Consider the following 21,304-nt stretch of genomic DNA (forward strand, 5'->3'; position numbering starts at 1 on the left):
ATCGATACCTTCTTACCCTCTTACCCTTCGATTATTGACTTTCCAGCCAACCTGAGAGGCGGGGGTAGGAGAGAAGCAATGGATATTGATTCGGGCTCACTCTTCTTGGCTTTTTTCGATTCTCTTATAAAAGCAGTAGCTTGCCTACCAGCAATTTTTGCTTGTTCTCTATCACCGGTATTCTTGAGAACTGCATAGTAAGCCTTGTGGTAAGCCTTCCGTATATCGGAGTGTTGGTAAGCCTTCTGGTAAGCTTTCTGGTAAGCTTTCCATTTCTCGGATTGACGGTAAGCCTTCCGTTTATCGGATTGTTCGTAAGCCTTCAGGGTAGCCTTCCCTTTCTCGGATTCACGGTAAGCCTTTAGGTAAGCCTTTCGGGAGGCCTTATCAGGAGAGCTAGTCAGAGATTCACCAGAAACGGAAGCAGAAGCATTAAAATCAAACTCATTTTCAGAAGATGTATTTTGTTGAAACTGATCACTATTGAGTTGTGGAGCCATCATTGCAATCGGTGCTTCAGGCTTGGAAAGTGTATCAATGCGATCTTGATCAGGAATAGGTACAGGTTGATGAAGGCTGTTATCAATAACTGATGAGATTTTCGGGGTTGATTGCCCCATACCTGAAAAACCATTTCCAGCACTGTCTTTTAATGTTGAATCAAGTGGAGGATGATTAGTATGAATAGAGTGTGACTGAGCATCCACTTTAACGGCCATGCTCCAAACGCGATCGATTCTTACTCCTGATTGACTGGTATAAAGAATATTTTCGTCGCTTTGTTGTTCCTTGGTTTTAGTTGATAAGCCAGACGGCTCGCCTTGCTCAGGTTCTTGATGATAAAAAAAACCTCACTAGCACTTTTGGAAAACGATAATCGCTGCATGGGTTATGGAAGCTTTCACCATAGGGATTTAAGGTGTTTAAATGATTATTTGGTGCAGCTTGTTGAACTTCCAGACCAAATACTACGCCATTGCGCTGCGCACAGTCATTCAAAACTGAATCACTGCTCGATATGGCAGGTCCATACGTTTTCTGATCATCCGGATACAAGGAGTGTGAGTTAAAATATGGATCAGCCATTGAATAATTGAATAATTGAATAATTGAACTATAGCTAGGACCTCACCTTCTTATATAAAGTTCCTCCCTTTCGAAATTCATTTTTCATTTGTTTTATGTCAACCACGAAAAGGACTTGCTAAGGAGTTGTCTGGAAATAACTTCCCTGTTTTCATTGCCTGACTCCGTTCGGACTGAGCTTGTCGAAGTTCGGTGGCACGACCCTTCGACAAGCTCAGGGTGAACGGAAATCAGGAACTTATTAAAAGACAATTGCTAAGTAGCTGGCCATATGGAGTCGAATATTTCTGGCTACTTGGGCTGGTACTATGCGAGGCACAACGGAGGAAGCATAAGTAGTTAAAAGTTTGCTTATGGATATTTTGATCGTACTATCAGACAGACAAAGAAAGAGATCCTTAATCTATTATGGCTCTTTTCCAATTCCAGACTGCTGTGTAACCAGCAAGTTGACTAAGGGCTGAAGAAGACTTTTGCCTCTTCGGCCAATATTATGCAAAAACTCAAAAAAGCCAAGGTAAAGGGGTAAAGCCTCTTGGGATATTCCCCTGTGAGGCCTTAGCCACGAGCGTAGAAGTGACCAAAACCCCTCCATAGTATTAACATGCACCTCGTAAATACCGTCTTTGTCATCATCACGAGCATACTCACCTTTGCCGTGACAGACCGTTTTATGTCTGAAGCCCCAGCTTTCAAGGTCATCATAGATGTTGTATTCATCGGTATAAATCTGGCTCTGTGGGGCTACGTGTTTCTTGATAAATGGTTCGATTGTCGCCTTCTTAACGTTCGACAGCATGTTGATAATGACCTGACCTCCCCTTTGAATCATTCCCAATACCGGCGGTTTGTCTTTTTCAAGAGTCCCACGGCCCGGAGCGCCTTTAAGCCTTCTTTTTCTCGGTGGATGATCCAGATTTTTTTAATGCTTCAGGGTGTCCCTTGTGACCAGCTACAATGTAGACCTCGTCGAATTCAACTTCGCCATCAAGAATCACTTCAGGCTTTCGGTCAACAACACCATTTCGTAAGACTGTGGTCATATGGTGTGCATCACTGACACACAGATCAAGTTCCTGAGCTATCTGGCTGTTGGAGACGTTCAGCCCCATTAAATAGAGACAGGCAATCCAGACTTTGAGTGGTCGGTGGTGTCCTGCGAAAACCGTATTTGTCAGGTCATCGAAGTAGCGCTTACAGGACTTACAGTAATAGTGCTGGCACTCTACCTGCACATTGCCATGGTAGTGGAGCAGAAGCAGGCTGTAACAGAGGTTGCCAGAAGTCTTGGTATCAATGATGGCAACCTGAGACGCTGGATACGGGAACAGGATGAAAAAAAGGAAATGTCTTTTCCAGGCAAAGGGCAGCAAGCTTTGACGCCTGATCAGCAGCGAATAAAAGAGCTGGAAGCTGAAAACCGCCAGTTGAAAATGGAACAGGAAATATTAAAAAAGGCGACGGCCTTCTTCGCGAAAGACCTGTTGTAAGATTTGCATTTATACAACAGAAGAAGGAGGCCTATCCGGTGCAGGTGCTCTGTAAAGTAATGCAGGTTGGGCGCAGTGGCTTTTATCGCTGGCAGAATCAACAGGAACATCAGAAGGACTCTCTGGCCAAGCAGTTCCGCCTGGAGTCTGATGCACAACAAATTTTTATCGACTCCGATCGCTCATATGGCAGCCGGAGAATGGCAAAAGCCCTGCAAGGCAAGGGTTACAATATTGGCCGCTATCAAGCAGCAACACTGATGAAGCGCTTGGGACTGGTTGTGAAGTATGCAAAAAAATTCAAGGTGACGACGAATAGCAAGCATAAGCTTCCGGTAGCAGAAAATCTTCTGAACAGGGAGTTTGCTGTCACAGAGGCAAACAGGGTCTATACGACTGATATCACTTATCTATGGACTCGCGAAGGCTGGCTGTATCTGGCAGTGGTTATGGATCTCTATTCCCGGAAGATAGTAGGCTGGTCAATGGACAAGCGCATGACCACAGAGCTGCCGCTGGAAGCCTTGAGAATGGCGTGGTGGAGTCGTAAGCCTGGTTCAGGAGTGCTTCACCACTCAGATCAGGGAAGCCAGTACGCCTCGCTGGACTATCAGGCTCAGCTCAGGGAATACGGCATGATATGCAGTATGAGTCGTAAGGGAAATTGCTGGGATAATGCGGTAACGGAGCGATTTTTTGGCAGTATGAAACGAGAAAGGACTGACCATTATATTTTCGAAACAAGGGCAGATGTTGAGGCGACAGTTGTTGATTATATTTTGTTCTACAACAACCGCAGACTTCACTCTTATCTTGGTTACATGAGCCCTGTGGACTTTGAACAACAAGAACTCAGGAAAGCGGCTTAATCAGGTGTCCATTTTTACTTGACCACTACAGAAAACGGTGTTTACCTTACTTCCGCAAGCTCAGTCAGTCGAAGATATTGAAAAGCTATTTCCCTGGAATCAAAAACTGGTCTGAAGAACAGGTGTGGGGAAATTACCGCTTACTTTGAGAATGACAGGCCATGCAGCCGACACGTTTTCTTTAGGCTCGCGAATGTGTCCCGATAGCGCTGGCCAAGTAAACTGCGAGTACCGCCACTAATCTTTCGTCGTTTCACATACTCCCTGATCTGACGTTCACTCAGGTTGTTATGCAGTGGTAACCATGGATATTTCAGAACCAGTAGCAATTCCTCACGGGCCCGATAAATTTTACCCAGTTCCGCACGAAGTTCCGGGTAATCTACGTGCGTCGTCACCCAGTGGTTAAAGTCCTGTTCAAGCTGGAGTTTTCGAGCCTCCGTTGGCGCCTCGCAATAAGCCTCTATATCGTCGTATAGATTCCAGTATTGCTTTTCTACCCAGTCACGGGCGGCTCGCTCCCTGTTATTGGCAGGGATTAGTTTTGCCAGAGGCCGACTGGCATGGAACCAGCACAGAGAGTGTTCAAATACCGTGTCGAACTGACGGGCTCCATCGCTATGGATGATCATGCTCTCTGGAAAACCATTGCTCAGCAGCCCTGCCTTGAGAACAGCTTCTGTTGCCCAGCGGCGCTGCTGTTTAGCAGACAGTTTGTGGTCATCCAGAAAGGCTGACCACGCGGCTTCATTCAGAAAATGGGTTTCACCATAGGCTGACAGGGCTTTGATCCATTTGGCAGCCATTCCGACCTGTTCCATATACTTGATGGCTTCCAGGTTTAATACATGGCTTCTGCGCTGACCCTGCAAGAGTTCCAGGAAATTGATACGGCTTTTACTCGAAGTCGATGTAAATACGGTAAAGGCCTCGTTGCCGATCACTTTACAATAGCCATTACTGCCATCGTGTCGTGCACCTGTGTCGTCTACAAGAAGTGCGCTGGAGTGGGCGATCCCCATTTCCAGAATATCTTCTCGCTCCTGGTGAAAAGCATTTTTATAGCAATCATTGCTGATTTACCGTTCGATAGTTTAAAGGATAAATTACTTTCAAAAAGAAAGAGCTACCAACCACTAATTCAAAAATGATTAATAATTTGCTAAATATATGGCCATTTGCTTTTCAGGCTTCTGCTAAGCCTTGTACTTAAGGTAGACATTAAGCTCCACCCACTGCACAGAAGCCTAATCTTGTACGCCCTGAACAACCATCCCGTGCAGGGTGTTCTCGTTTCGCATTATTTCCCCAGAAGTCCAGTAGCTTTTTAATGCATGAGACCAATGACTTTCCTGCATTCATCAACGATGAAATCACATTACCAAACAGGTGAGTCCCACTTTTCATCACCTTGTGCGTCGAGATTTCCTCAATGCTCCCACTTTCACAGAGGTTCGCCTGTGCAGCATGGGCAAGGTACCTTTTCAACGTCACAACCACAAAGGACATCAGAATCAGGCTAAACACCAGTGTCGCTGATTTGGTGTTAAAACGATGCCACCCTGAATAGGATTTGATCTCTTTGAAAATCAGCTCTATCTGCCACCGTAGACGATAGGCCTGGAGCACATCACTCAAGGTGAACTCCACCGGTTCAGGTTGGTCACAACGAAAACCCACTTCTTTTTTTTTGTCATCCAGCGGACAACCAAGCGGAATGGCCAGGCTTTGAATCCGGCCATTCTACATCCAGGTCGAGGCACTGGTCTTTGGGGAAGCCAGACAGTACATCCTTCAGTTTTTTCCTTGTAGCGATTGAGATTCTTGCCATCCTCCCGTACCGCGCTGAGTATCGTCGGGTTGATACTCTGAGGTGCCTTGCAGATAAAAACCCTCCCTGTCATCAATAGCGGCAAAGAGTTCCGCTCAAAATAACCGGCATCCATTAGCATCAGGATATAGGCCATGGATGTTGGCAGTGGTGGCAGACAGTCTCTTTCTGAACGGGTATCTTCAGTCAGCTGCACCCGCACCAGGTTGTTGGTGAGAAGATCCATTGTCGTATGAAGCTCGACGGCAGCAGGACTGACCGTTGAGAACCTGCCGGGAAATGCTTCTTTCAGGGCATCATAGACAGCTTGTGACGAACCGTCCTGAATCAGAATGTGCTCAAACTCTGAAAATGGACTGTCTTCATCAAACGCCATGACTTTGCGGGAAAATATTTCCAGACACTGCACCCATAGCCACAGGATAAGAGTAGGCAGCGCGTCCTTTTTAGCTTGATTTGCCCAAGAACGATAAAAGACATTCAGCCCCGTCAACTCGTTAAATTTACGGTGTAGATCCGCCTGGGTATCGCAGTTTCCATCACCAGCGAGGGCATCGATCAGTGAGAGGATAAAATCCAAAGGGTGAAAGTCTCATATTGATGAGTACTAACGTTCAATATTACCCTTCCCTGATGAAAATGGAATCACATTATCACTGACCATATTTACCTTGGCCCGGTACGTTACCGACAGCAGCATCCAGCCACAGTCGAACCAACCACTTTGAATTAGTGACCTGAGTGTCAGAATGCCTTGCCCCCCGGGACACCGCCAACGCATTCCCGAACACTTCATTCGCTGTGTAACCAGCGTTTTACAGGACGCCTCAATGACCCCTGAGCCTATGGGCAGGTTGCGCGACAGGTGTTCTGCATAATTCATCCGTAACCGGTTTTTTCTGAAGTACTTTAACTCTGTCTTTAATTTCGATCGGCGGGGATGCTTGCTATGCTGGTAAGCCAGTGCCTTGATTATTTTTTCAACCCCACCCGGCTCCTCCTTCAGGATATGTCGGTAGGTGCTGAATTTCTCTTTGGACTTCGCGCTATTTTCACCGTAAGCCAGGTCAAATGCCTTCTTCAGGTGTTCTGCCGCATGGTAATAATCAACAATTTCTTCTCCCTCCGGTAGCTCTTTGGTGAAGTATGTCCAATTGTCCGGGCTCCATCTGCCACTTTGACCAGAGTCAGATTTGGCTTTTGCTGAAGCACCTTATCCAGAAGGTTTGAAAGGGATTTTTTCAATGTCGCTTTCTTGCTTTCAGGCATTCGTCCCATCCTGATCGTAGAGAGGCGATCTCCCTGGTCATCGTAAAACGACAGTGTTTCCACAACTGGCCTCCTGACAACCTGCTGGCCCTCGGGTACGTTTGCCATCAGCAACACTCTTTCACGTTTCTCCTGACGCTTGCCGTCTTTCATTGGCATCACACCGTCAAGGGAAGCAGCTACCGTCACCGCGTCAGGCGGTACTGTGAGATTCTCCGCGAGAAGGGTCTCGAAAGGGTCAAGGTGCTGCTCCCATTGTTCGTTGAGTTTTTGGGAAGACGTGCCAGAGAGCTGGTTGAGGGTGACATATTCCCCATTAGATCGAGTAAGCTTTTACGTCCGCGGGCGGCAACTGGGCAACCATCCATGCTGCTTGCTTCGCAGCCTTTGGTAACCAGTAGCCTTCTACAACGCCAGCCGCTTGAGCTCTAAAGGGACAATGCACTTATCCCCGGCATTGCGGTAGAGGCTGCGCAATACCCGGACAGGTCCTGCTGCTGACTGGTAGGTTTGATAGCTGCGTAATGCCTGGTGATACACGACCCCATTCACTTCGATAGAAGCTTTATTGATGTCTAATTTTTGCAGTTCTTCTGCCAGTATTTCTCGCTCCGCCTGAATAAAGAGGGAGTGAATCTCGTTTTCATGATCCTCAAAATGCTGGATTGGATTATTGGACTGACGAAGGAGGGTCAGTTTTTGCTGCAGTTGGTCAATAGCAGGACAGGAATCATTGGCGACTTTGGTTAGTGGCTGACATACTTCCATCGGAGCGGCCTCTCACAGTTGACTCTTTGTTTGCTGTTAGAATCATAGCTGTGTTTGGCTGCTCTCCATTCAGGTTGAAAAATTTGGTGTTACGTCTGTTTGCTGTAGCTCAAGGCCTGTGGGTGTGATCAATATGAGACTTTCACCCAATCCAAAGGACGGATATCTCGCTGTCGTATAGTAAAACCAAGCTGTTCCGCCATACTTAGGAGTTCTGACCGGTCGAAACAGGTCAACAGTTTTTTTCAACTAATCTACTATTTGCAGTACTCATCTTGTTCAGCCATTGATAATGGTTTCGAAGCTTTATTGTGGCTGTTCAAGGTGGGTTCTGCCGCCGGAAACGAACCTTTTTTGAGCTTAATGTCTACCCTAAGAACGGTTGCTTCAGATTCTTATTCCCGGGATGTACTCGCTGTTTATCTCACAATGAATAGTCCGTCAATTGATTCTGTACTGATGGTTGTTCGGGAATTAATCCAACGGCATGGTCGGTTTCCAGAATCTTTTTGTGTTGATGGTGGAGCAGAGTTTGAAAGCGTCGTATTTGAGCAGTTGTGTGCTTTTTTTTCAGTGACGATTCATAGCCGAAAAAGTAATCCTCGTGGTGGTTCAGCTGTTGAGAGTGTATTCAAGCAGCTCAATGAAGCAGTCATACACGGCTTGACCGGAAATACAAAGCTTATGAAAAATCCACGACAATTAACGTCAAAAGTCAATCCTTTTCAAAATGCACTTTGGGATTTTCAATCTTTGAAGCAGTTACTGGAGGATTATTTTTATGAGCATTACAACAAAACAGAACATCCTGCTCATATGTCGATACCGGATGATGTCCTTGCAGAAAGTTTGATTCTTCACGGTGATCGGGATAATCGGAAAATTGATATTAATGATGAGCATTTACAAATCATGATGCTTCCATACGATAAACATAAACGAACCCGTATTATTCAGCCGGTAAAAGGTGTTGAAAGAAAAGGAAAGTACTATGGGCATGATTTATTCAGTAGCCCTGAATGGTTGGGGCGTGAAGTTGAGATACGTATCGATCCTGAAGATGATTCTTATGTGTATTGCAACCTGAATGGCTGGAAGCGTTGTAAACGAGTGGCTGTTGAGGATCGCTATTATCCGGGGATTGATCGATCAGTAATTACTGAAGCCAGCAGCTTCACCCGGTCTTTTCATTCACAGAAGGCAAGGGCTGAACGCGCTGTACCTATCAACAGGAAAATTGCTGACAAAGAACGGGAGCTTAAAGAACAGCAGGAAGATGAAATGGCAAAGCCATCAAAATCCAAAACTGGCAAAAGGGTTCCTTCGCTGCGTATTGAGCCGGGTGTCAATGATATCGATGATTTTTAGTGGTTTTACCGTTCCTTGCAGGTGTGCTTTATCAGAGTTGGGCTTGGTAGTAGCTAAGATCAATCCAGTTTTTATCAAGAAACTATTTCACCTGAAATAGTCGGTAATTTCTCAAAAACTGCTGGCAGCACCACACGGAAGATGACGTGAAGCCTCCTCAATCAGGTTACTCAATCTCGGAAATAACCCATCGCCCATTAGTCGGCTTTTCAGATAATCCCAAAAAGAGAGACCATACAGGCGACACGTTTTTTTCAGGCTGGCAAAGGTGTCGCGACATTGCCGCCCCAAATCGCTTCGCGTCCCACTACTGATCTTTCGTCGTTTAACATATTCTCGTATCTGACTCTCGCTCAGGTTGTTGTGCAGCGGTAAGCTCGGGTCATCCAGAACCAGTAATAGCTCTTCCTTGATTACAGCCAACCCTGACAGAGCATCCTGAAGAAGCCCACTGCACGTTTGGGTTTGGATCAGCGCCTGGAACCCCTGTCGTACTTTTATTGCCTTTTTTTCAGTTGGCTCTGTCTTGAAGTCTTTAAGGTCATCGTAAATGGCCCAGAACCATGTCCGAAGCCATTTCTGAGCCATGGCCTGCTGATCATTGACCGGATGAACTTTTGCCAGCCCTCGCTCTGCATGTATCCAGCACTGGCTGTGTTTGAAAACGTCGAACTGCCTTGCCCCATCACTGAAGGTGGTAAGATGTCCTGCTCCATGCTGTATCAGGCTGCCATAAATCATGGCTTCACTGGCCTGCTGGCGCCGTCTACCAGTTAGTCTCAGGTCTTTCATACATTCTTCCCAGGCTTCATGGCTCAGGAAGGTGACGCCTCTGTATGGATTAAGAACGCGTAGCCACTTTTTGGGGTAATCCAGTTTTTCCAGATAGATCAAGGCATCGTCGGTGAACGTGTAAGTTGACCATGGGCGGTGCAGTAGGCTTACGAAATTTTCCCGGCTTTTGCTGTCTGTGCTCTCGAACCAGGCAAAGGACTCGTTATTGATGATGGTGCAGTAACCGTTCTTCCCCTTATGCCTTGTTCCCGTGTCGTCTGTCTGGATATAACTTGAACAGCGAATACCTGTAGTCAACAGCTCATCTTTCTCAGCATGGAACTGCTCGTGTCCTTTCGTCAGAAGCTGGCTGAGTTCCCCGCTGGAAATAGAGATTCCAATGTCCCATAGCCAGTCCAGCAGTTCTGGCTGGGTAACGGAGCAACCATGATACTGGTGCAGAACGTAGGCCTGCAGCATTGGCCCGTAATGATGTCCATGAAGGCTGGCTGGCGGTTTGGCCGTAATGGTTTGTCCATCGGGTGTCACCCATTGCTCTAAAAGATATTCAATACTGGATGTTTGTATTGTCAGTTCCTGAACATGAAAAGGGGTGGTTCCATTCCTGATTGATCCCTCCGGAACATCAGTGGCAGCAATGGGTATGGATTTTTCCGCCGATGGCTTTCGGGGCTGTTTACGCTGCTTTCTGGTTTTCTCGTTGGGCTTCTTAACCTTCTGCTTTGACGAGGTGTCTGGGCTGGCTCCATCGTTACCCTCAGGAGCGGATGGATCTCCATCAGGGCTGCCGGTGTCATCATCGGGAGGTTTGGTGTTTGGTTTGATGTCAGGCTTTGCGGGCAGTTTTTTTAGACGACGAATCTCTGCTTCAAGCAATTCTATCTGCTCTTTGAGCTGAATGATCTGCTCTTGCTGCTGAGTGATGAATCTCAGTAGATCTTCAGGTTGTAACTGCTGGTGTTCTAGAAAAGCGGGGCTTTTACAGGTTGGCGGATGAAAAGTGAGGGGTTGCAACAGAAATAGCCTTCAGAGGAAGATTGATTTGTAAGGATCAAAACTTCTGAAGGATCAGACATGTCTGCAACCCCATCACTTCGTCCTATGTTCGCATTTCCTGGCTGGGTAATCGAGCGAATTGATATTGACTGGAATATCAAACATGCCTTTGTCCATCTCCGTCGGGATGGCCGTATACAACACGTCAGATGTAGTAAGTGCGAAACACCTATGGGGCAGATGAAGACAAACGATCGAAGCGTTCAGGATCTGCCACTGGGGACTCTTCAGGTAAATCTTCTCTTCACTGCATTTCAAGGGCGTTGCTCTCGTTGCGGTAATATAGAAACAGTCACGCCTCCGGGGCTTGCACCTAAAGCTCAAGCAACAGAGCGACTTAAAAGGCATGTCAGCCATCTATGCCGCTATATGCCATGTGACAAGGTTCCTGAATTCATTGCTATCTCTGGCGGCACCGCTCGTCGCTGGGATAAAGAGATGCTCATGAAGATGCTGCCTGCACCCAAGCGGGATGGTATTCGCGCTCTTCTTATCGATGAAAAATCCATTGGTAAGGGGCATCATTTTTTAACCGTTGCTCTGAATGCTGATACCGGTGAAACGCTGTTCCTTGGTGAAGGAAAAAAGAAAGAAGTTCTGGATCGGTTCCTTTCCAGTCTGACAGAAGAACAAAAAGCAAGCATTGAATGCGTTGGTATTGACCGTGGTGGAAGCTATCAGGCTTCAGTGAGAGAGCATCTGCCAAACGCCGATATTGTATACGACAAGTTTCATATTATTGCCAATTACAACGATGTGATTGACCAAATCAGGCGCAGGGAGTGGCGACAGGCAGAAGAAGAGGACAAGCCGTTTATCAAAGGGCAACGCTTTAACCTGTTCAGAAATCCTGAGAATTTAACACCAAAAGGGCAAAGTAATCTGAAGGAGTTGTTAGCCATGAATGAGGATCTCAATCAGGCATATATCCTGAAAGATATGCTAAAACAGCTATGGACGTACAAATATAAAGCCTGTGCCAGAAAGTGCCTGGACAACTGGATAGCACTTGCCAAAGAAACAGGGATATCCGAGTTAAAGAAGTTCGCCAAGGGGTTAGACAGAGCTAGAGAAGGGTTACTGTCATACTGCCAGCATCGTATAACCAGCGCGAAAATCGAAGCCTTCAATGGGGTTATCAAACGGATCATCTATAAAGCATGCGGTTACAATGACCTTGATTACCTATATTTGAAAATTAGACAGGAGGCTCTGAAATGATCAGCCAACCTGTAAAAGCCCCAGAAAAGCCATGGTGAGAGGATAGACGACTGACCGAAATTATCCTGCTTCCAGCACTTTTTGAGAAATTACAATAGTCGCTTATTTCAAGTTAACAATTACAAGGATTAAGGAAGGTCTGAAATGGCAAAAACTTTACACCCTAACCGAAAATTCGGCGATGACATTCTTCAATTACCCATCCCAGACAGGGTTGAATTTTTTGCGGATAAGCAGATTAAACATCAGATCTTGAGTCAAGCCTACGATGAGCTTCTGATGAAGGCTAAAAAAATAGGGGGCGTTGAATTTATCGAGATGGTTGGGCCAACAGGTGCTGGAAAAAGCTGTGCTGCCAGAAAGTTTGTTGAGGATAAATTGGCAGAAAGCCAGGAGTCTATGAAAAATGATCCTCGTATGGTGCCAGTTATTAGTGTGCAATGTCCTGCATCGATTGGCGGTAAATTTGCCTGGGATCCGTTGTTAAAGAGTATTTTAAGGACTGGTGGTGATGCTTTGATTGATAGCGGGAGCTACGCTCTGGAATTTTCGGAGGGAGTCAGCCAGAAAGAAATTTCGAAGTTGTTGCTGAAAGATAACAAGGTCTCTGACTTGGTGGAAGTCATCCAAAACTTTCTATTTCAGCGGCAAGTGAGGTACCTGATTATTGATGAAGCTCAGCATATTATTGATGCCTGCAGAACACCCTTGGAAGCGCTTCAATGGGCTAAGTTACCGTTAATGGTTGGAAGCACCAATGTTCAGTAATTCTGCTGATCAACCGGCCAACAGTTAATTTTTTTGCTGCCGTCAGTTCTCGCCTCCAGGCCAGATAATGGGGAAGGTAACGAGTTGCAACCCCTTGGAATACGCCGCCAATCCAGCGTTTTAAATGACTGTGATAAGAATTTACAGTCTGGATGTGGTAGATGCCTTCAACAACATGTTGACCTGCTGATGTCACCAGCTCCTTGAAGACAAATCCAAGCTTGTCAGCAAGTTTTTCGTGAGCGAGGTGTGCATCCGCACAGACCGTGGCCTGTATCGATATGCGGCCATTTAAATGCCTGCACAATTCATTAGCACTTTCGTTTTCTAATACACCGTCAACGGTATTTCGATTACGGTCCCGAGCCACCATTACCGGGACTTTTCGGGCTTTGTTGGGATCATTACCCCGCTTTCGGGTTGGCCGTGGAAGGCCTTCTCTTTGCCCTTTGAAGGATTCACGGAAAAATGTTTCATCAAGCTCAGTAATGCCACAAAGCTCTTCTGCTTGATCATTATTAATCACTTCAAGAAAGCGGTGACGCCAGCGGAACGCAGTTTTCAAGTCAATGGCATTCTCAGCAGCAGCTGGTCGCAAGACCATAGAGTGAGTCATACCTGCGAGGTACTTGTTCCATTTTTCAGGGTGCCTGAGCCTTGCCAAAGGCGTTCCACTAAAGGCGTTAAACGTTGAGTCGCAAGTCTTGCAGTGGTAGCGCTGTCGGCCATTTCGTATGCCCCAGCGACCAACGCTATGGCTTTTGCATTTGGGGCACCTGGGGTTTTCGGCAAATTGGGCAAGTATGCTCTTTTCTACGTCAGGTGTTGCATTATCGTTATTGGGTATAGATTCACTGTAAACAGGTTCAGAGTCAGTGGTTTCTACTACCTCGGTAACCTCTATTTGAGTACTAAGGAGCGAGTTGTTAAGAATGTCTCGCTGTTCACTGGTTAATGTTGAAATGGAATCAATAAAATTCTGGAAGAGTTCAGATTGCATATCACTCCCCTACAACGTAGATTTTATGGGAGTTTAGCTGATTCAACCATTAACGGTAACTTAGCCGCTTCAATGTATGGAGCTGCTGAAGTCCCTGGCAAGTTTGAGTGGCTGTATTATTGTCTTGGTCGGAACTTACCGACTGTTGCGCTTTGGTGAAACCAGTGCGCAGCTCGGAAGGCGGTCGGAGATTATCGAGTTGGGGCCTTATCATAGAGGCTCTCAGAAAGACCTTGATCATTTTGCTTATGCCCTTGATGGATTGCTTGCGCGCTATCCCATACGCTTTTCTGATGCTTTGTTTGACAAAGTCAGTGAAATTCATTTGGGCTGCTGTGGCTGTATCGGCATTCTGAAGGACTGGTTGACCAAGACATTGTACAGAACGCTTGAATCTGGTGGGGATTATGTCAGCGTTAAAAGTCTGATGGATAATAGAATGGATCCCCGGGAATTGAACCGGGTTGCCGCAGAAATCAAGATGGGTAAAGATTATTTTTCCAGGGTTACGATGTTCGATGTCGAAGACATGCTGTTGGGTGGGGGAACACAAATTCATAAAAAATCGGGGTCAAGGGGTGTGCAGCGCAAACCCAGTCATGACCCAGTGGGGCCGCAACTATGATGGCAACCTTTCAACAATTACCACGCACTGTTCTGTTTGGTTTGGAGCCAGCTGATGCCGGTGATGGATACATGTTTGAGTCCGTGGGGAGTTATCTGGTTCGGCTGGCCTATGCTCATCGAAAAGCACCGCATCATTTTCTGAGACATTTTCTGAACCCTGTTCTCGGGCAGGGGCAGGTATCCAATGATCTGTTTATAAGTTATGGCTTTTCTGCAATGAACGGCTATCGGCCTAAGGCAGAAGTGTATGTGAGTGCTTTGGCAGTATTTACCGGGCAGCGGGGCGTAGAGTTATTATCCATGTCTCCCTGGAAAACATTGCTGGATTCTATGGGCAAAGGGCTCTTTCACTCTTCAAAAAAATGGTGCCCGGAGTGTCTGTATCAATGGCGTAGTGCGGGGGAGGTTTTGTATGAGCCGTTAATCTGGAGTTTGCAAAGTCTGGAAGCTTGCCCCATTCATCAATGTACTCTGAAAAGTAGCTGTTTAGATTGCGGTGCAAGACAGTATATGGTTCAGCGCGTTTTGCCCGTGGGGTATTGTCCTGAGTGCGGTTCATTTCTGGGTGAACCGAGTGGTGAGGATGACAGGCAGGCACTTTCACAAAAGGAGCTATATCTCTTGGACTTGGTGGCTAGTCGACACCTGGTAATAGAGGGTGTATCACTTCAACAGTTATTGAGAGATGGGATTCGGGTTGTGATGTCAAGGCTGGGTGTTACTTCGACAAAAAAGCTTGAGCAATTACTTTCTTTTTCGAAAGCAACAATCACTCAGTGGTTTTCTGATGGTAAGCGTGGAACCAGACCGACATTGAGTACCTTGCTGAATTTTTGTGTTGCTGTGCAGGTTAGTCCGGCAGACCTGCTGTTTCACCATAAGCGGATTGACCCGGATGCGAAAATTGCAGAACTTGATGGGCGACAATCATACGATAATGCTGACAAGCTCGATTGGGTTGAGTGTCAGTTAACGAAAATTGTAAATGATCACAGCGAGATTATTTCGGTGAATCAGGTGGCAGAACAGCTCAAAGTTGGGGTGAGTTACCTGCGTTATCACTTTCCGGAAAAAACTGCCGAACTGGTTGCGAAAAATAATGAGCTTCGGGCAAAGCAGCGGAAGGCTCGAAATAAAAGAAAAATTTCGTTGGTTGAGGAAGCCTGTCAGCATTTATTAGATGGCGGTGTTTTTCCTTCCCATAATTATGTGCGGGCAGCCTTGAAAAATGAGTTGAAAAATTTTGGCTTTGGGGAGTTTACTGAAATATGGCGAGAGGTAACTGAAAAGCTGTAAAAATATCAATTCAAAGATTTCCTTTCTGAAATTCCTTTCTGTTTCTCTGTAAGAAAAATCCTGGATATTAACGTGGCTATGGGGCTAAGTTACCGTTAATGGTTGAATCAGCTAAACTCCCATAAAATCTACGTTGTAGGGGAGTGATATGCAATCTGAACTCTTCCAGAATTTTATTGATTCCATTTCAACATTAACCAGTGAACAGCGAGACATTCTTAACAACTCGCTCCTTAGTACTCAAATAGAGGTTACCGAGGTAGTAGAAACCACTGACTCTGAACCTGTTTACAGTGAATCTATACCCAATAACGATAATGCAACACCTGACGTAGAAAAGAGCATACTTGCCCAATTTGCCGAAAACCCCAGGTGCCCCAAATGCAAAAGCCATAGCGTTGGTCGCTGGGGCATACGAAATGGCCGACAGCGCTACCACTGCAAGACTTGCGACTCAACGTTTAACGCCTTTAGTGGAACGCCTTTGGCAAGGCTCAGGCACCCTGAAAAATGGAACAAGTACCTCGCAGGTATGACTCACTCTATGGTCTTGCGACCAGCTGCTGCTGAGAATGCCATTGACTTGAAAACTGCGTTCCGCTGGCGTCACCGCTTTCTTGAAGTGATTAATAATGATCAAGCAGAAGAGCTTTGTGGCATTACTGAGCTTGATGAAACATTTTCCGTGAATCCTTCAAAGGGCAAAGAGAAGGCCTTCCACGGCCAACCCGAAAGCGGGGTAATGATCCCAACAAAGCCCGAAAAGTCCCGGTAATGGTGGCTCGGGACCGTAATCGAAATACCGTTGACGGTGTATTAGAAAACGAAAGTGCTAATGAATTGTGCAGGCATTTAAATGGCCGCATATCGATACAGGCCACGGTCTGTGCGGATGCACACCTCGCTCACGAAAAACTTGCTGACAAGCTTGGATTTGTCTTCAAGGAGCTGGTGACATCAGCAGGTCAACATGTTGTTGAAGGCATCTACCACATCCAGACTGTAAATTCTTATCACAGTCATTTAAAACGCTGGATTGGCGGCGTATTCCAAGGGGTTGCAACTCGTTACCTTCCCCATTATCTGGCCTGGAGGCGAGAACTGACGGCAGCAAAAAAATTAACTGTTGGCCGGTTGATCAGCAGAATTACTGAACATTGGTGCTTCCAACCATTAACGGTAACTTAGCCTGGCTATGGCTTGCACATATTGTGCGGTCATGGGCTATGTCGTTTGGTAAGTTTACAGAATTTTCGTATTTTTCAGGCAGTTATTGGGAAATTTATTTTGCCGAAACTTGTCCGGGAATTTTTCTGAGGAAGTGTCCGCTTTCCCAAGTATTATGAGGGAATTTGAGCAAGAAAATGTCCGCTTTTCTGGAAAGCGTATGTGCAGATAAAAGGATTTGTCGAAGAAGTTGTCCAAACGGACAATATCCTTGATCACGGACATTAAGGAATAAGGCTGTAAGCGTTGGTACCAGTGGTCGGACTCGAACCGACACGCCCGCAAAGGCAACGGATTTTGAATCCGTCATGTCTACCAATTCCATCACACTGGCATTTGAAGAGCCTGAGCTTATGTCATCGATTCGCTGAATTCAAAGCATTTCTCATCGAATAAAGCGTTGAGTTTTGCTATCGAAAGTGCGGCTGCTCAAGTGCAGCGAAGTATATCAAAGAGATCATTGAGATCAAGCAGTTATTGAATGGTAAGAACAAAAAAGTAAGGTAAGTCCGTAACGTTGCATGGAATCGCCCTCCTGACACTTTCCTTGTTTTGCAGTATCCTTCGATGCTTTTTATTAAGACTGGTTTTCTACGCTCTTCAACCGAGAGAAGCGTGGACTGCTGGAAATGAAGACAGTAACCACCGGATTGTCCATGCAAGTCAGTGATTTTGATTTTGATCTGCCCGATGAGCAGATTGCCCGGTTTCCTGCAGAAGATCGTACCGGGAGCCGCCTGCTGTGTCTTGATGGCAATAGCGGTGGGATTCAGCATCAACAGTTTTCGGATATTGAAGAACTTCTGCAGCCCGGCGACCTGCTGGTGTTGAACAATACCCGGGTGATTCCTGCCCGCATTTATGGGCAGAAAGAGACCGGTGGCAAAATTGAGGTGCTGATCGAGCGGGTGGTGGAGGATAACCTTGCGCTGGCCCAGGTGCGTGCCAGTAAATCGCCAAAGCCGGGTTCTGTGTTACTGCTGGCCGATGGTGCGGTGCGTGTGGTTGTTGAAGGGCGTCGGGATTTTCTGTTTATTCTCCGTTTTGAAACATCGGTTTTACCGTTGCTGCTTGAACACGGTCATATGCCGCTGCCGCCTTATATTGATCGTGAAGATGGCGACAGTGACCGTCTGCGCTATCAAACGGTGTTTGCGTCAAGGGATGGCGCGGTGGCGGCACCAACCGCAGGGCTTCATTTTGATGAAGCGTTGCTGGCGCGTCTTGAAGCCAATGGCGTTCAAAAAGTATTTGTGACGCTTCATGTGGGGTCCGGAACGTATCAGCCGGTTCGGGTTGAAAAGATTGAAGATCATGTGATGCACGCGGAGTATATCGAAGTTTCTGAAGCCGTCTGTCAGGCGCTGCGGGAAACCCGTGCCAGGGGTAACCGTGTTGTGGCGGTGGGTACCACGTCGGTGCGCAGCCTGGAGTCGGCTTCGGCATCCGGTGAGATTGCTCCGTTCCGGGGGGATTCCAGTATTTTTATTTATCCGGGTTATGAGTTTCGCAGTGTGGATTTGATGGTGACCAATTTTCACCTGCCGCAATCCACCTTATTAATGTTGGTCAGTGCATTTGCCGGACGAGAGCATGTGCTGGCTGCGTATAAAGAAGCCGTTGAGCAAAAGTACCGTTTCTTCAGTTATGGCGATGCCATGTTGCTGACCCGCAAGGCTGACTGAGAGTGGTGCGGCAAGAGATATAAAAGAAGGGAACCCAAAGACACAAAGTTTTTTTTGTTCACAGCACACAGGAAAGCACTTTCCTTGTGACTTGGTGTCTTTGTGGTTCACAGCTTGTGTTTTAAAAGAGCTATACACAATTCATGACAAGAGAATGTTTTATGCAGTTTGAGCAGCTGGCTACCGATGGCAAAGCCCGTCGGGGTCGGCTGACCTTTCCCCGTGGCACCGTTGAAACGCCATGTTTCATGCCGGTAGGGACCTATGGCACGGTCAAAGGCATGTTGCCACGGGATATCAAAGAGATTGGCGCGGAAATTATCCTGGGCAATACCTTTCATTTGATGCTTCGCCCGGGTACGGAGATTATTCAGAAGCACGGGGATCTGCACGACTTTAACCAGTGGCACGGTCCGATTCTGACGGATTCCGGCGGTTTTCAGGTATTCAGCCTGGGCAAGTTGCGCAAAATCACGGAAGAGGGCGTCTCTTTCCAATCGCCGGTGGATGGTTCTCGGGTGTTCCTGAACCCTGAGATTTCCATGCAGGTGCAGCGTGAACTGGGGTCGGACATCGTGATGATCTTTGATGAGTGCACGCCGGGTGACGCTAATGAAGAGCAGGCGCATACTTCCATGGAACTGTCTCTGCGTTGGGCTGCTCGCTCCAAAGCCGCTCACGGTGAAAGTCCTTCTGCCCTGTTTGGCATTATCCAGGGGGGAATGTTTGAAGCGCTGCGTGATGTGTCGCTTGCCGGTCTGACGGAGATTGGCTTTGATGGTTATGCCATTGGCGGTCTTTCAGTGGGTGAGAGCAAAGAGGATATGATGCGTATTCTCTCCCATATCACCCATAAGATTCCAGAGACTCACCCGCGCTACCTGATGGGGGTTGGCAAGCCGGAGGATATCGTAGAAGCGGTTCGTTGTGGCGTCGATATGTTTGACTGCGTTATGCCAACCCGTAATGCCCGCAATGGCCACCTGTTTGTGGACGAGGGGGTGATCAAGATCCGTAACTCCGTTCACAAGATGGATGAGCGTCCGCTTGAAGCCCATTGTGATTGCTATACTTGCCAGAATTTCAGTCGTTCATATCTGCATCATCTGGATAAGTGTGGTGAGATTCTGGGCTCCATGCTGAACACTATCCATAACCTGCGTTATTACCAGCGGGTAATGGCCGGCCTGAGAGGTGCTATCGAACAAGGTGAACTGGAAGCGTTTGTGGTTGAGTTTTATCGTAAACGTGGACAGGAAGTGCCTGACTGGGGTTAATTCTTTTGTAACTGTTCAGCACCCCCACATAAATCTGGAATTTTCTGATTTTGTAACTGTTCAGCACCCCCACATAAATCTGGAATTTTCTGATTTTTATACCATCCTCTTAAGCACCATTTTTCCACAATATTCGCCAGCATGATTCCAGAACTACCCGCAACTATGTCGGCTGAGATTCTCTTGAAAGAGAATGCAGAGCTGCGGATGAGAGTTGCCTGTCTGGAAGAGCGATGTCGAGAATTGGAAGAAAAGGTTGGCAAGAACAGTCAAAACAGCAGCAAGCCGCCATCGTCTGATGGTTATCAAAAACCTTGTAAAAACAGTAATTCTCCAGATCATTCTGACGACCTTTCCGCAGATAAAGGTACCGATCCATCGGATGAAAAACCCAATCCTAAAAGTCTGAGACAGTCTTCTGGTAATAAAGCCGGTGGAAAGAAAGGGCATCAGGGCACTTGTCTTAAACAGGTCGATATCCCTGACTATATTGAGTACCTTCCGGTTAAAGAATGCAATAAATGTCAGGCGTCTCTTCTTGATAGTGAGCCGGTCAAATATATTGAACGACAGGTGTTTGAACCAGGGAGACCGGGTGAATTTGAAGTAACGGCCCATAGAGCTGAAGTAAAAATCTGCACTTGTGGTTGTCGGAATCAGGCTGAATTCCCGGAAGGTGTTACCGCTGCCGCACAATATGGCTCAGCCACACAGGCTATGGCCGTCTATCTTAACCAATACCATTTCCTGCCTTTTAAGCGCGTGTCAGAGTATTTTAATACTCTCTATAAAATGAGTGTAAGTGCAGGCACTGTCGCCAATTTTGTGGCCAGAACCTATGAAAATCTGGCTTCTACTGAAGAGGTTATTCGTGACGCCTTGCGGGAATCGTCTGTTGCCGGAGCCGATGAAACGGGTATGCGGGCCGAGGGCTCTTTGCACTGGCTACACGTTATGCGGGATGAACAATGGACGCTCTACTACTTGTCTGAAAAGCGAGGTCGTGAGGCCATGGACACGATGGGCATACTGCTAACATTTGCAGGCGTTCTGGTTCATGATCATTGGAAATCCTATTTTGCATATGCGGCAACTCACGTACTTTGCAATGCCCATCACCTGAGGGAGCTTTTGGGTGTTGTTGATAGGGACAGCAATCAACTGGCGTTGCGATTGATGAAGCTACTGAGGCTTTCCTGGCATTACTGCAAGGGCTTTAAGACCATAGGTATGCTACAGATGCCAAGTGTTGTCTGTGAACGAATCGAGAAGATTTATGACCGGTTGCTTCAGCGGGCTCTAATGAAAGAAGTCGTCTATATGGAGAAGCAACGAGAGGAGCTTAAGCGCAAGAAAGTCAAGAATACTAAAGCTTACAATCTCTTCAAACGACTCACTGAGTTCAAGGCTGAGACACTGCGCTTCATGTCAGATTTTACCATTCCCTTCGATAACAATGGCAGTGAGCGGGATGTTCGAATGGCCAAGTTAAAGCAGAAAATCTCAGGCTGCTTCAGGAGTGCAGACGGTGGTTCTATGTTTGCACGGATTCGCAGCTATTTGTCGTCTGCCAGAAAACAGGGAATGGACATATATCAATCACTTCATAGAGCTGTTCGGAATTACTGTAATATGCCTTTGCTCAGTGCTGAATAGTTACATTCTTTTTAG

General features: G+C 46.7%; 22 protein-coding genes, 1 tRNA gene and 1 pseudogene. 11 read left to right on the plus strand and 13 right to left on the minus strand.

What is annotated here, in order from left to right; genetic code table 11:
* Window positions 1-20 precede the first annotated feature (20 nt).
* The 3 genes from MJO57_RS12990 to MJO57_RS13000 form a co-directional block, all read right to left on the minus strand.
* Entirely contained in the window at window positions 21-719 is a 699-nt protein-coding gene (locus tag MJO57_RS12990) for a hypothetical protein (RefSeq protein WP_252025836.1), read from the minus strand.
* 773 nt (window positions 720-1,492) lie between these two features.
* The gene (locus MJO57_RS12995) at window positions 1,493-2,002 is read right to left on the minus strand and encodes an IS1595 family transposase (protein WP_252027021.1); all 510 of its coding nucleotides are present in this window, start codon (window positions 2,000-2,002) and stop codon (window positions 1,493-1,495) included.
* Window positions 1,971-2,321, minus strand: a complete 351-nt coding sequence (locus tag MJO57_RS13000) for a hypothetical protein (protein WP_252025838.1) — start codon at window positions 2,319-2,321, stop codon at window positions 1,971-1,973. Before MJO57_RS13000 ends, MJO57_RS12995 begins: the two co-directional genes overlap by 32 nt.
* 6 nt (window positions 2,322-2,327) lie before the next feature.
* On the opposite strand from MJO57_RS13000, the gene MJO57_RS13005 reads away from it, so the two are divergent.
* Window positions 2,328-3,445, plus strand: a protein-coding gene (locus tag MJO57_RS13005) for an IS3 family transposase (RefSeq protein ID WP_252027022.1) whose coding sequence is annotated in 2 segments (ribosomal slippage) — window positions 2,328-2,559 and window positions 2,559-3,445 — 1,119 coding nt in all. Because the reading frame shifts where the segments join, the coding sequence is not laid out codon by codon here.
* 140 nt (window positions 3,446-3,585) lie between these two features.
* Here the strand turns inward: MJO57_RS13005 and MJO57_RS13010 are convergent.
* Window positions 3,586-4,266 (minus strand): transposase, encoded by a 681-nt coding sequence (locus MJO57_RS13010; RefSeq protein WP_252025840.1) that lies wholly within the window; start codon window positions 4,264-4,266, stop codon window positions 3,586-3,588.
* A gap of 27 nt (window positions 4,267-4,293) precedes the next feature.
* Between MJO57_RS13010 and MJO57_RS13015 the strand changes: the two genes are divergently transcribed.
* Window positions 4,294-4,596: a hypothetical protein gene (locus MJO57_RS13015; protein ID WP_252025842.1), complete on the plus strand. Its 303-nt coding sequence runs from the start codon at window positions 4,294-4,296 to the stop codon at window positions 4,594-4,596.
* Between the two features lie 70 nt (window positions 4,597-4,666).
* Here the strand turns inward: MJO57_RS13015 and MJO57_RS13020 are convergent, their stop codons facing one another.
* The 5 genes from MJO57_RS13020 to MJO57_RS13040 form a co-directional block, all read right to left on the minus strand.
* Window positions 4,667-5,074, minus strand: coding sequence for a transposase (locus MJO57_RS13020; protein WP_252027023.1), 408 nt, complete (start codon window positions 5,072-5,074; stop codon window positions 4,667-4,669).
* 5 nt (window positions 5,075-5,079) lie between these two features.
* Window positions 5,080-5,856: a hypothetical protein gene (locus MJO57_RS13025; RefSeq protein ID WP_252025844.1), complete on the minus strand. Its 777-nt coding sequence runs from the start codon at window positions 5,854-5,856 to the stop codon at window positions 5,080-5,082.
* Between the two features lie 27 nt (window positions 5,857-5,883).
* Window positions 5,884-6,159 (minus strand): hypothetical protein, encoded by a 276-nt coding sequence (locus MJO57_RS13030; protein ID WP_252025846.1) that lies wholly within the window; start codon window positions 6,157-6,159, stop codon window positions 5,884-5,886.
* A gap of 197 nt (window positions 6,160-6,356) precedes the next feature.
* A complete protein-coding gene (locus tag MJO57_RS13035) occupies window positions 6,357-6,734 on the minus strand; it encodes a hypothetical protein (RefSeq protein ID WP_252025848.1) in 378 nt (125 codons plus the stop codon).
* A 216-nt stretch (window positions 6,735-6,950) separates the two neighbouring features.
* Window positions 6,951-7,313, minus strand: a complete 363-nt coding sequence (locus tag MJO57_RS13040) for a hypothetical protein (RefSeq protein ID WP_252025850.1) — start codon at window positions 7,311-7,313, stop codon at window positions 6,951-6,953.
* A gap of 261 nt (window positions 7,314-7,574) precedes the next feature.
* Between MJO57_RS13040 and MJO57_RS13045 the strand changes: the two genes are divergently transcribed.
* Entirely contained in the window at window positions 7,575-8,681 is a 1,107-nt protein-coding gene (locus MJO57_RS13045) for a transposase family protein (RefSeq protein WP_252025852.1), read from the plus strand.
* 111 nt (window positions 8,682-8,792) lie between these two features.
* Here the strand turns inward: MJO57_RS13045 and MJO57_RS13050 are convergent, their stop codons facing one another.
* Window positions 8,793-10,490 carry a transposase gene (locus tag MJO57_RS13050; protein ID WP_252025854.1) on the minus strand — a complete coding sequence of 566 codons (1,698 nt, stop codon included), beginning with the start codon at window positions 10,488-10,490 and terminating at the stop codon, window positions 8,793-8,795.
* Between the two features lie 60 nt (window positions 10,491-10,550).
* Between MJO57_RS13050 and MJO57_RS13055 the strand changes: the two genes are divergently transcribed.
* Window positions 10,551-11,753: an ISL3 family transposase gene (locus MJO57_RS13055; RefSeq protein ID WP_252017687.1), complete on the plus strand. Its 1,203-nt coding sequence runs from the start codon at window positions 10,551-10,553 to the stop codon at window positions 11,751-11,753.
* A 144-nt stretch (window positions 11,754-11,897) separates the two neighbouring features.
* Window positions 11,898-12,521 carry a TniB family NTP-binding protein gene (locus MJO57_RS13060; RefSeq protein ID WP_252025856.1) on the plus strand — a complete coding sequence of 208 codons (624 nt, stop codon included), beginning with the start codon at window positions 11,898-11,900 and terminating at the stop codon, window positions 12,519-12,521.
* Here MJO57_RS13060 and MJO57_RS13065 read toward each other — a convergent pair.
* A complete protein-coding gene (locus MJO57_RS13065) occupies window positions 12,481-13,521 on the minus strand; it encodes an IS1595 family transposase (RefSeq protein ID WP_252017335.1) in 1,041 nt (346 codons plus the stop codon). The genes MJO57_RS13060 and MJO57_RS13065 overlap by 41 nt on opposite strands.
* A 76-nt stretch (window positions 13,522-13,597) precedes the next feature.
* Here MJO57_RS13065 and MJO57_RS13070 point away from each other — a divergent pair, with 76 nt between their 5' ends.
* The 3 genes and pseudogenes from MJO57_RS13070 to MJO57_RS13080 all read left to right on the plus strand — a co-directional run bounded on the left by MJO57_RS13070 (window position 13,598) and on the right by MJO57_RS13080 (window position 16,632).
* Complete coding sequence (locus MJO57_RS13070) at window positions 13,598-14,146, plus strand: hypothetical protein (protein ID WP_252025858.1); 549 nt, start codon at window positions 13,598-13,600, stop codon at window positions 14,144-14,146.
* Complete coding sequence (locus tag MJO57_RS13075) at window positions 14,143-15,444, plus strand: TniQ family protein (protein WP_252025860.1); 1,302 nt, start codon at window positions 14,143-14,145, stop codon at window positions 15,442-15,444. Before MJO57_RS13070 ends, MJO57_RS13075 begins: the two co-directional genes overlap by 4 nt.
* Before the next feature lie 148 nt (window positions 15,445-15,592).
* Window positions 15,593-16,632: pseudogene (locus MJO57_RS13080) on the plus strand (IS1595 family transposase).
* A 286-nt stretch (window positions 16,633-16,918) separates the two neighbouring features.
* Here MJO57_RS13080 and MJO57_RS13085 read toward each other — a convergent pair.
* A tRNA-Leu gene (locus MJO57_RS13085) sits at window positions 16,919-17,005 on the minus strand.
* 322 nt (window positions 17,006-17,327) lie between these two features.
* On the opposite strand from MJO57_RS13085, the gene queA reads away from it, so the two are divergent.
* Together queA and tgt are read left to right on the plus strand one after the other, a co-directional pair.
* Entirely contained in the window at window positions 17,328-18,356 is a 1,029-nt protein-coding gene (queA, locus tag MJO57_RS13090) for a tRNA preQ1(34) S-adenosylmethionine ribosyltransferase-isomerase QueA (protein ID WP_252025862.1), read from the plus strand.
* A gap of 143 nt (window positions 18,357-18,499) precedes the next feature.
* Window positions 18,500-19,633: a tRNA guanosine(34) transglycosylase Tgt gene (gene tgt / locus MJO57_RS13095; protein ID WP_252025864.1), complete on the plus strand. Its 1,134-nt coding sequence runs from the start codon at window positions 18,500-18,502 to the stop codon at window positions 19,631-19,633.
* Here the strand turns inward: tgt and MJO57_RS13100 are convergent.
* Window positions 19,630-19,776, minus strand: coding sequence for a hypothetical protein (locus MJO57_RS13100; protein ID WP_252025866.1), 147 nt, complete (start codon window positions 19,774-19,776; stop codon window positions 19,630-19,632). The genes tgt and MJO57_RS13100 overlap by 4 nt on opposite strands.
* Between MJO57_RS13100 and MJO57_RS13105 the strand changes: the two genes are divergently transcribed.
* Complete coding sequence (locus MJO57_RS13105; RefSeq protein WP_252017330.1) at window positions 19,775-21,289, plus strand: IS66 family transposase; 1,515 nt, start codon at window positions 19,775-19,777, stop codon at window positions 21,287-21,289. The genes MJO57_RS13100 and MJO57_RS13105 overlap by 2 nt on opposite strands.
* Window positions 21,290-21,304: the final 15 nt, after the last annotated feature.

Source organism: Endozoicomonas sp. SCSIO W0465, from assembly GCF_023716865.1.
Taxonomy (GTDB): domain Bacteria; phylum Pseudomonadota; class Gammaproteobacteria; order Pseudomonadales; family Endozoicomonadaceae; genus Endozoicomonas.

Bases quoted from the DNA above. Each gene is read 5' to 3' on its own strand.
- MJO57_RS12990 (WP_252025836.1), bottom strand. From the start codon at position 719: ATGGCCGTTAAAGTGGATGCTCAGTCACACTCTATTCATACTAATCAT.
- MJO57_RS13010 (WP_252025840.1), bottom strand. From the start codon at position 4,266: ATGGAACAGGTCGGAATGGCTGCCAAATGGATCAAAGCCCTGTCAGCC.
- MJO57_RS13015 (WP_252025842.1), top strand. From the start codon at position 4,294: ATGGCTTCTGCGCTGACCCTGCAAGAGTTCCAGGAAATTGATACGGCT.
- MJO57_RS13030 (WP_252025846.1), bottom strand. From the start codon at position 6,159: ATGAATTATGCAGAACACCTGTCGCGCAACCTGCCCATAGGCTCAGGG.
- MJO57_RS13040 (WP_252025850.1), bottom strand. From the start codon at position 7,313: ATGGAAGTATGTCAGCCACTAACCAAAGTCGCCAATGATTCCTGTCCT.
- MJO57_RS13055 (WP_252017687.1), top strand. From the start codon at position 10,551: ATGTCTGCAACCCCATCACTTCGTCCTATGTTCGCATTTCCTGGCTGG.
- MJO57_RS13060 (WP_252025856.1), top strand. From the start codon at position 11,898: ATGGCAAAAACTTTACACCCTAACCGAAAATTCGGCGATGACATTCTT.
- MJO57_RS13065 (WP_252017335.1), bottom strand. From the start codon at position 13,521: ATGCAATCTGAACTCTTCCAGAATTTTATTGATTCCATTTCAACATTA.
- MJO57_RS13070 (WP_252025858.1), top strand. From the start codon at position 13,598: ATGGAGCTGCTGAAGTCCCTGGCAAGTTTGAGTGGCTGTATTATTGTC.
- MJO57_RS13075 (WP_252025860.1), top strand. From the start codon at position 14,143: ATGATGGCAACCTTTCAACAATTACCACGCACTGTTCTGTTTGGTTTG.
- queA (WP_252025862.1), top strand. From the start codon at position 17,328: ATGCAAGTCAGTGATTTTGATTTTGATCTGCCCGATGAGCAGATTGCC.
- tgt (WP_252025864.1), top strand. From the start codon at position 18,500: ATGACAAGAGAATGTTTTATGCAGTTTGAGCAGCTGGCTACCGATGGC.
- MJO57_RS13105 (WP_252017330.1), top strand. From the start codon at position 19,775: ATGATTCCAGAACTACCCGCAACTATGTCGGCTGAGATTCTCTTGAAA.
- MJO57_RS13100 (WP_252025866.1), bottom strand. From the start codon at position 19,776: ATGCTGGCGAATATTGTGGAAAAATGGTGCTTAAGAGGATGGTATAAA.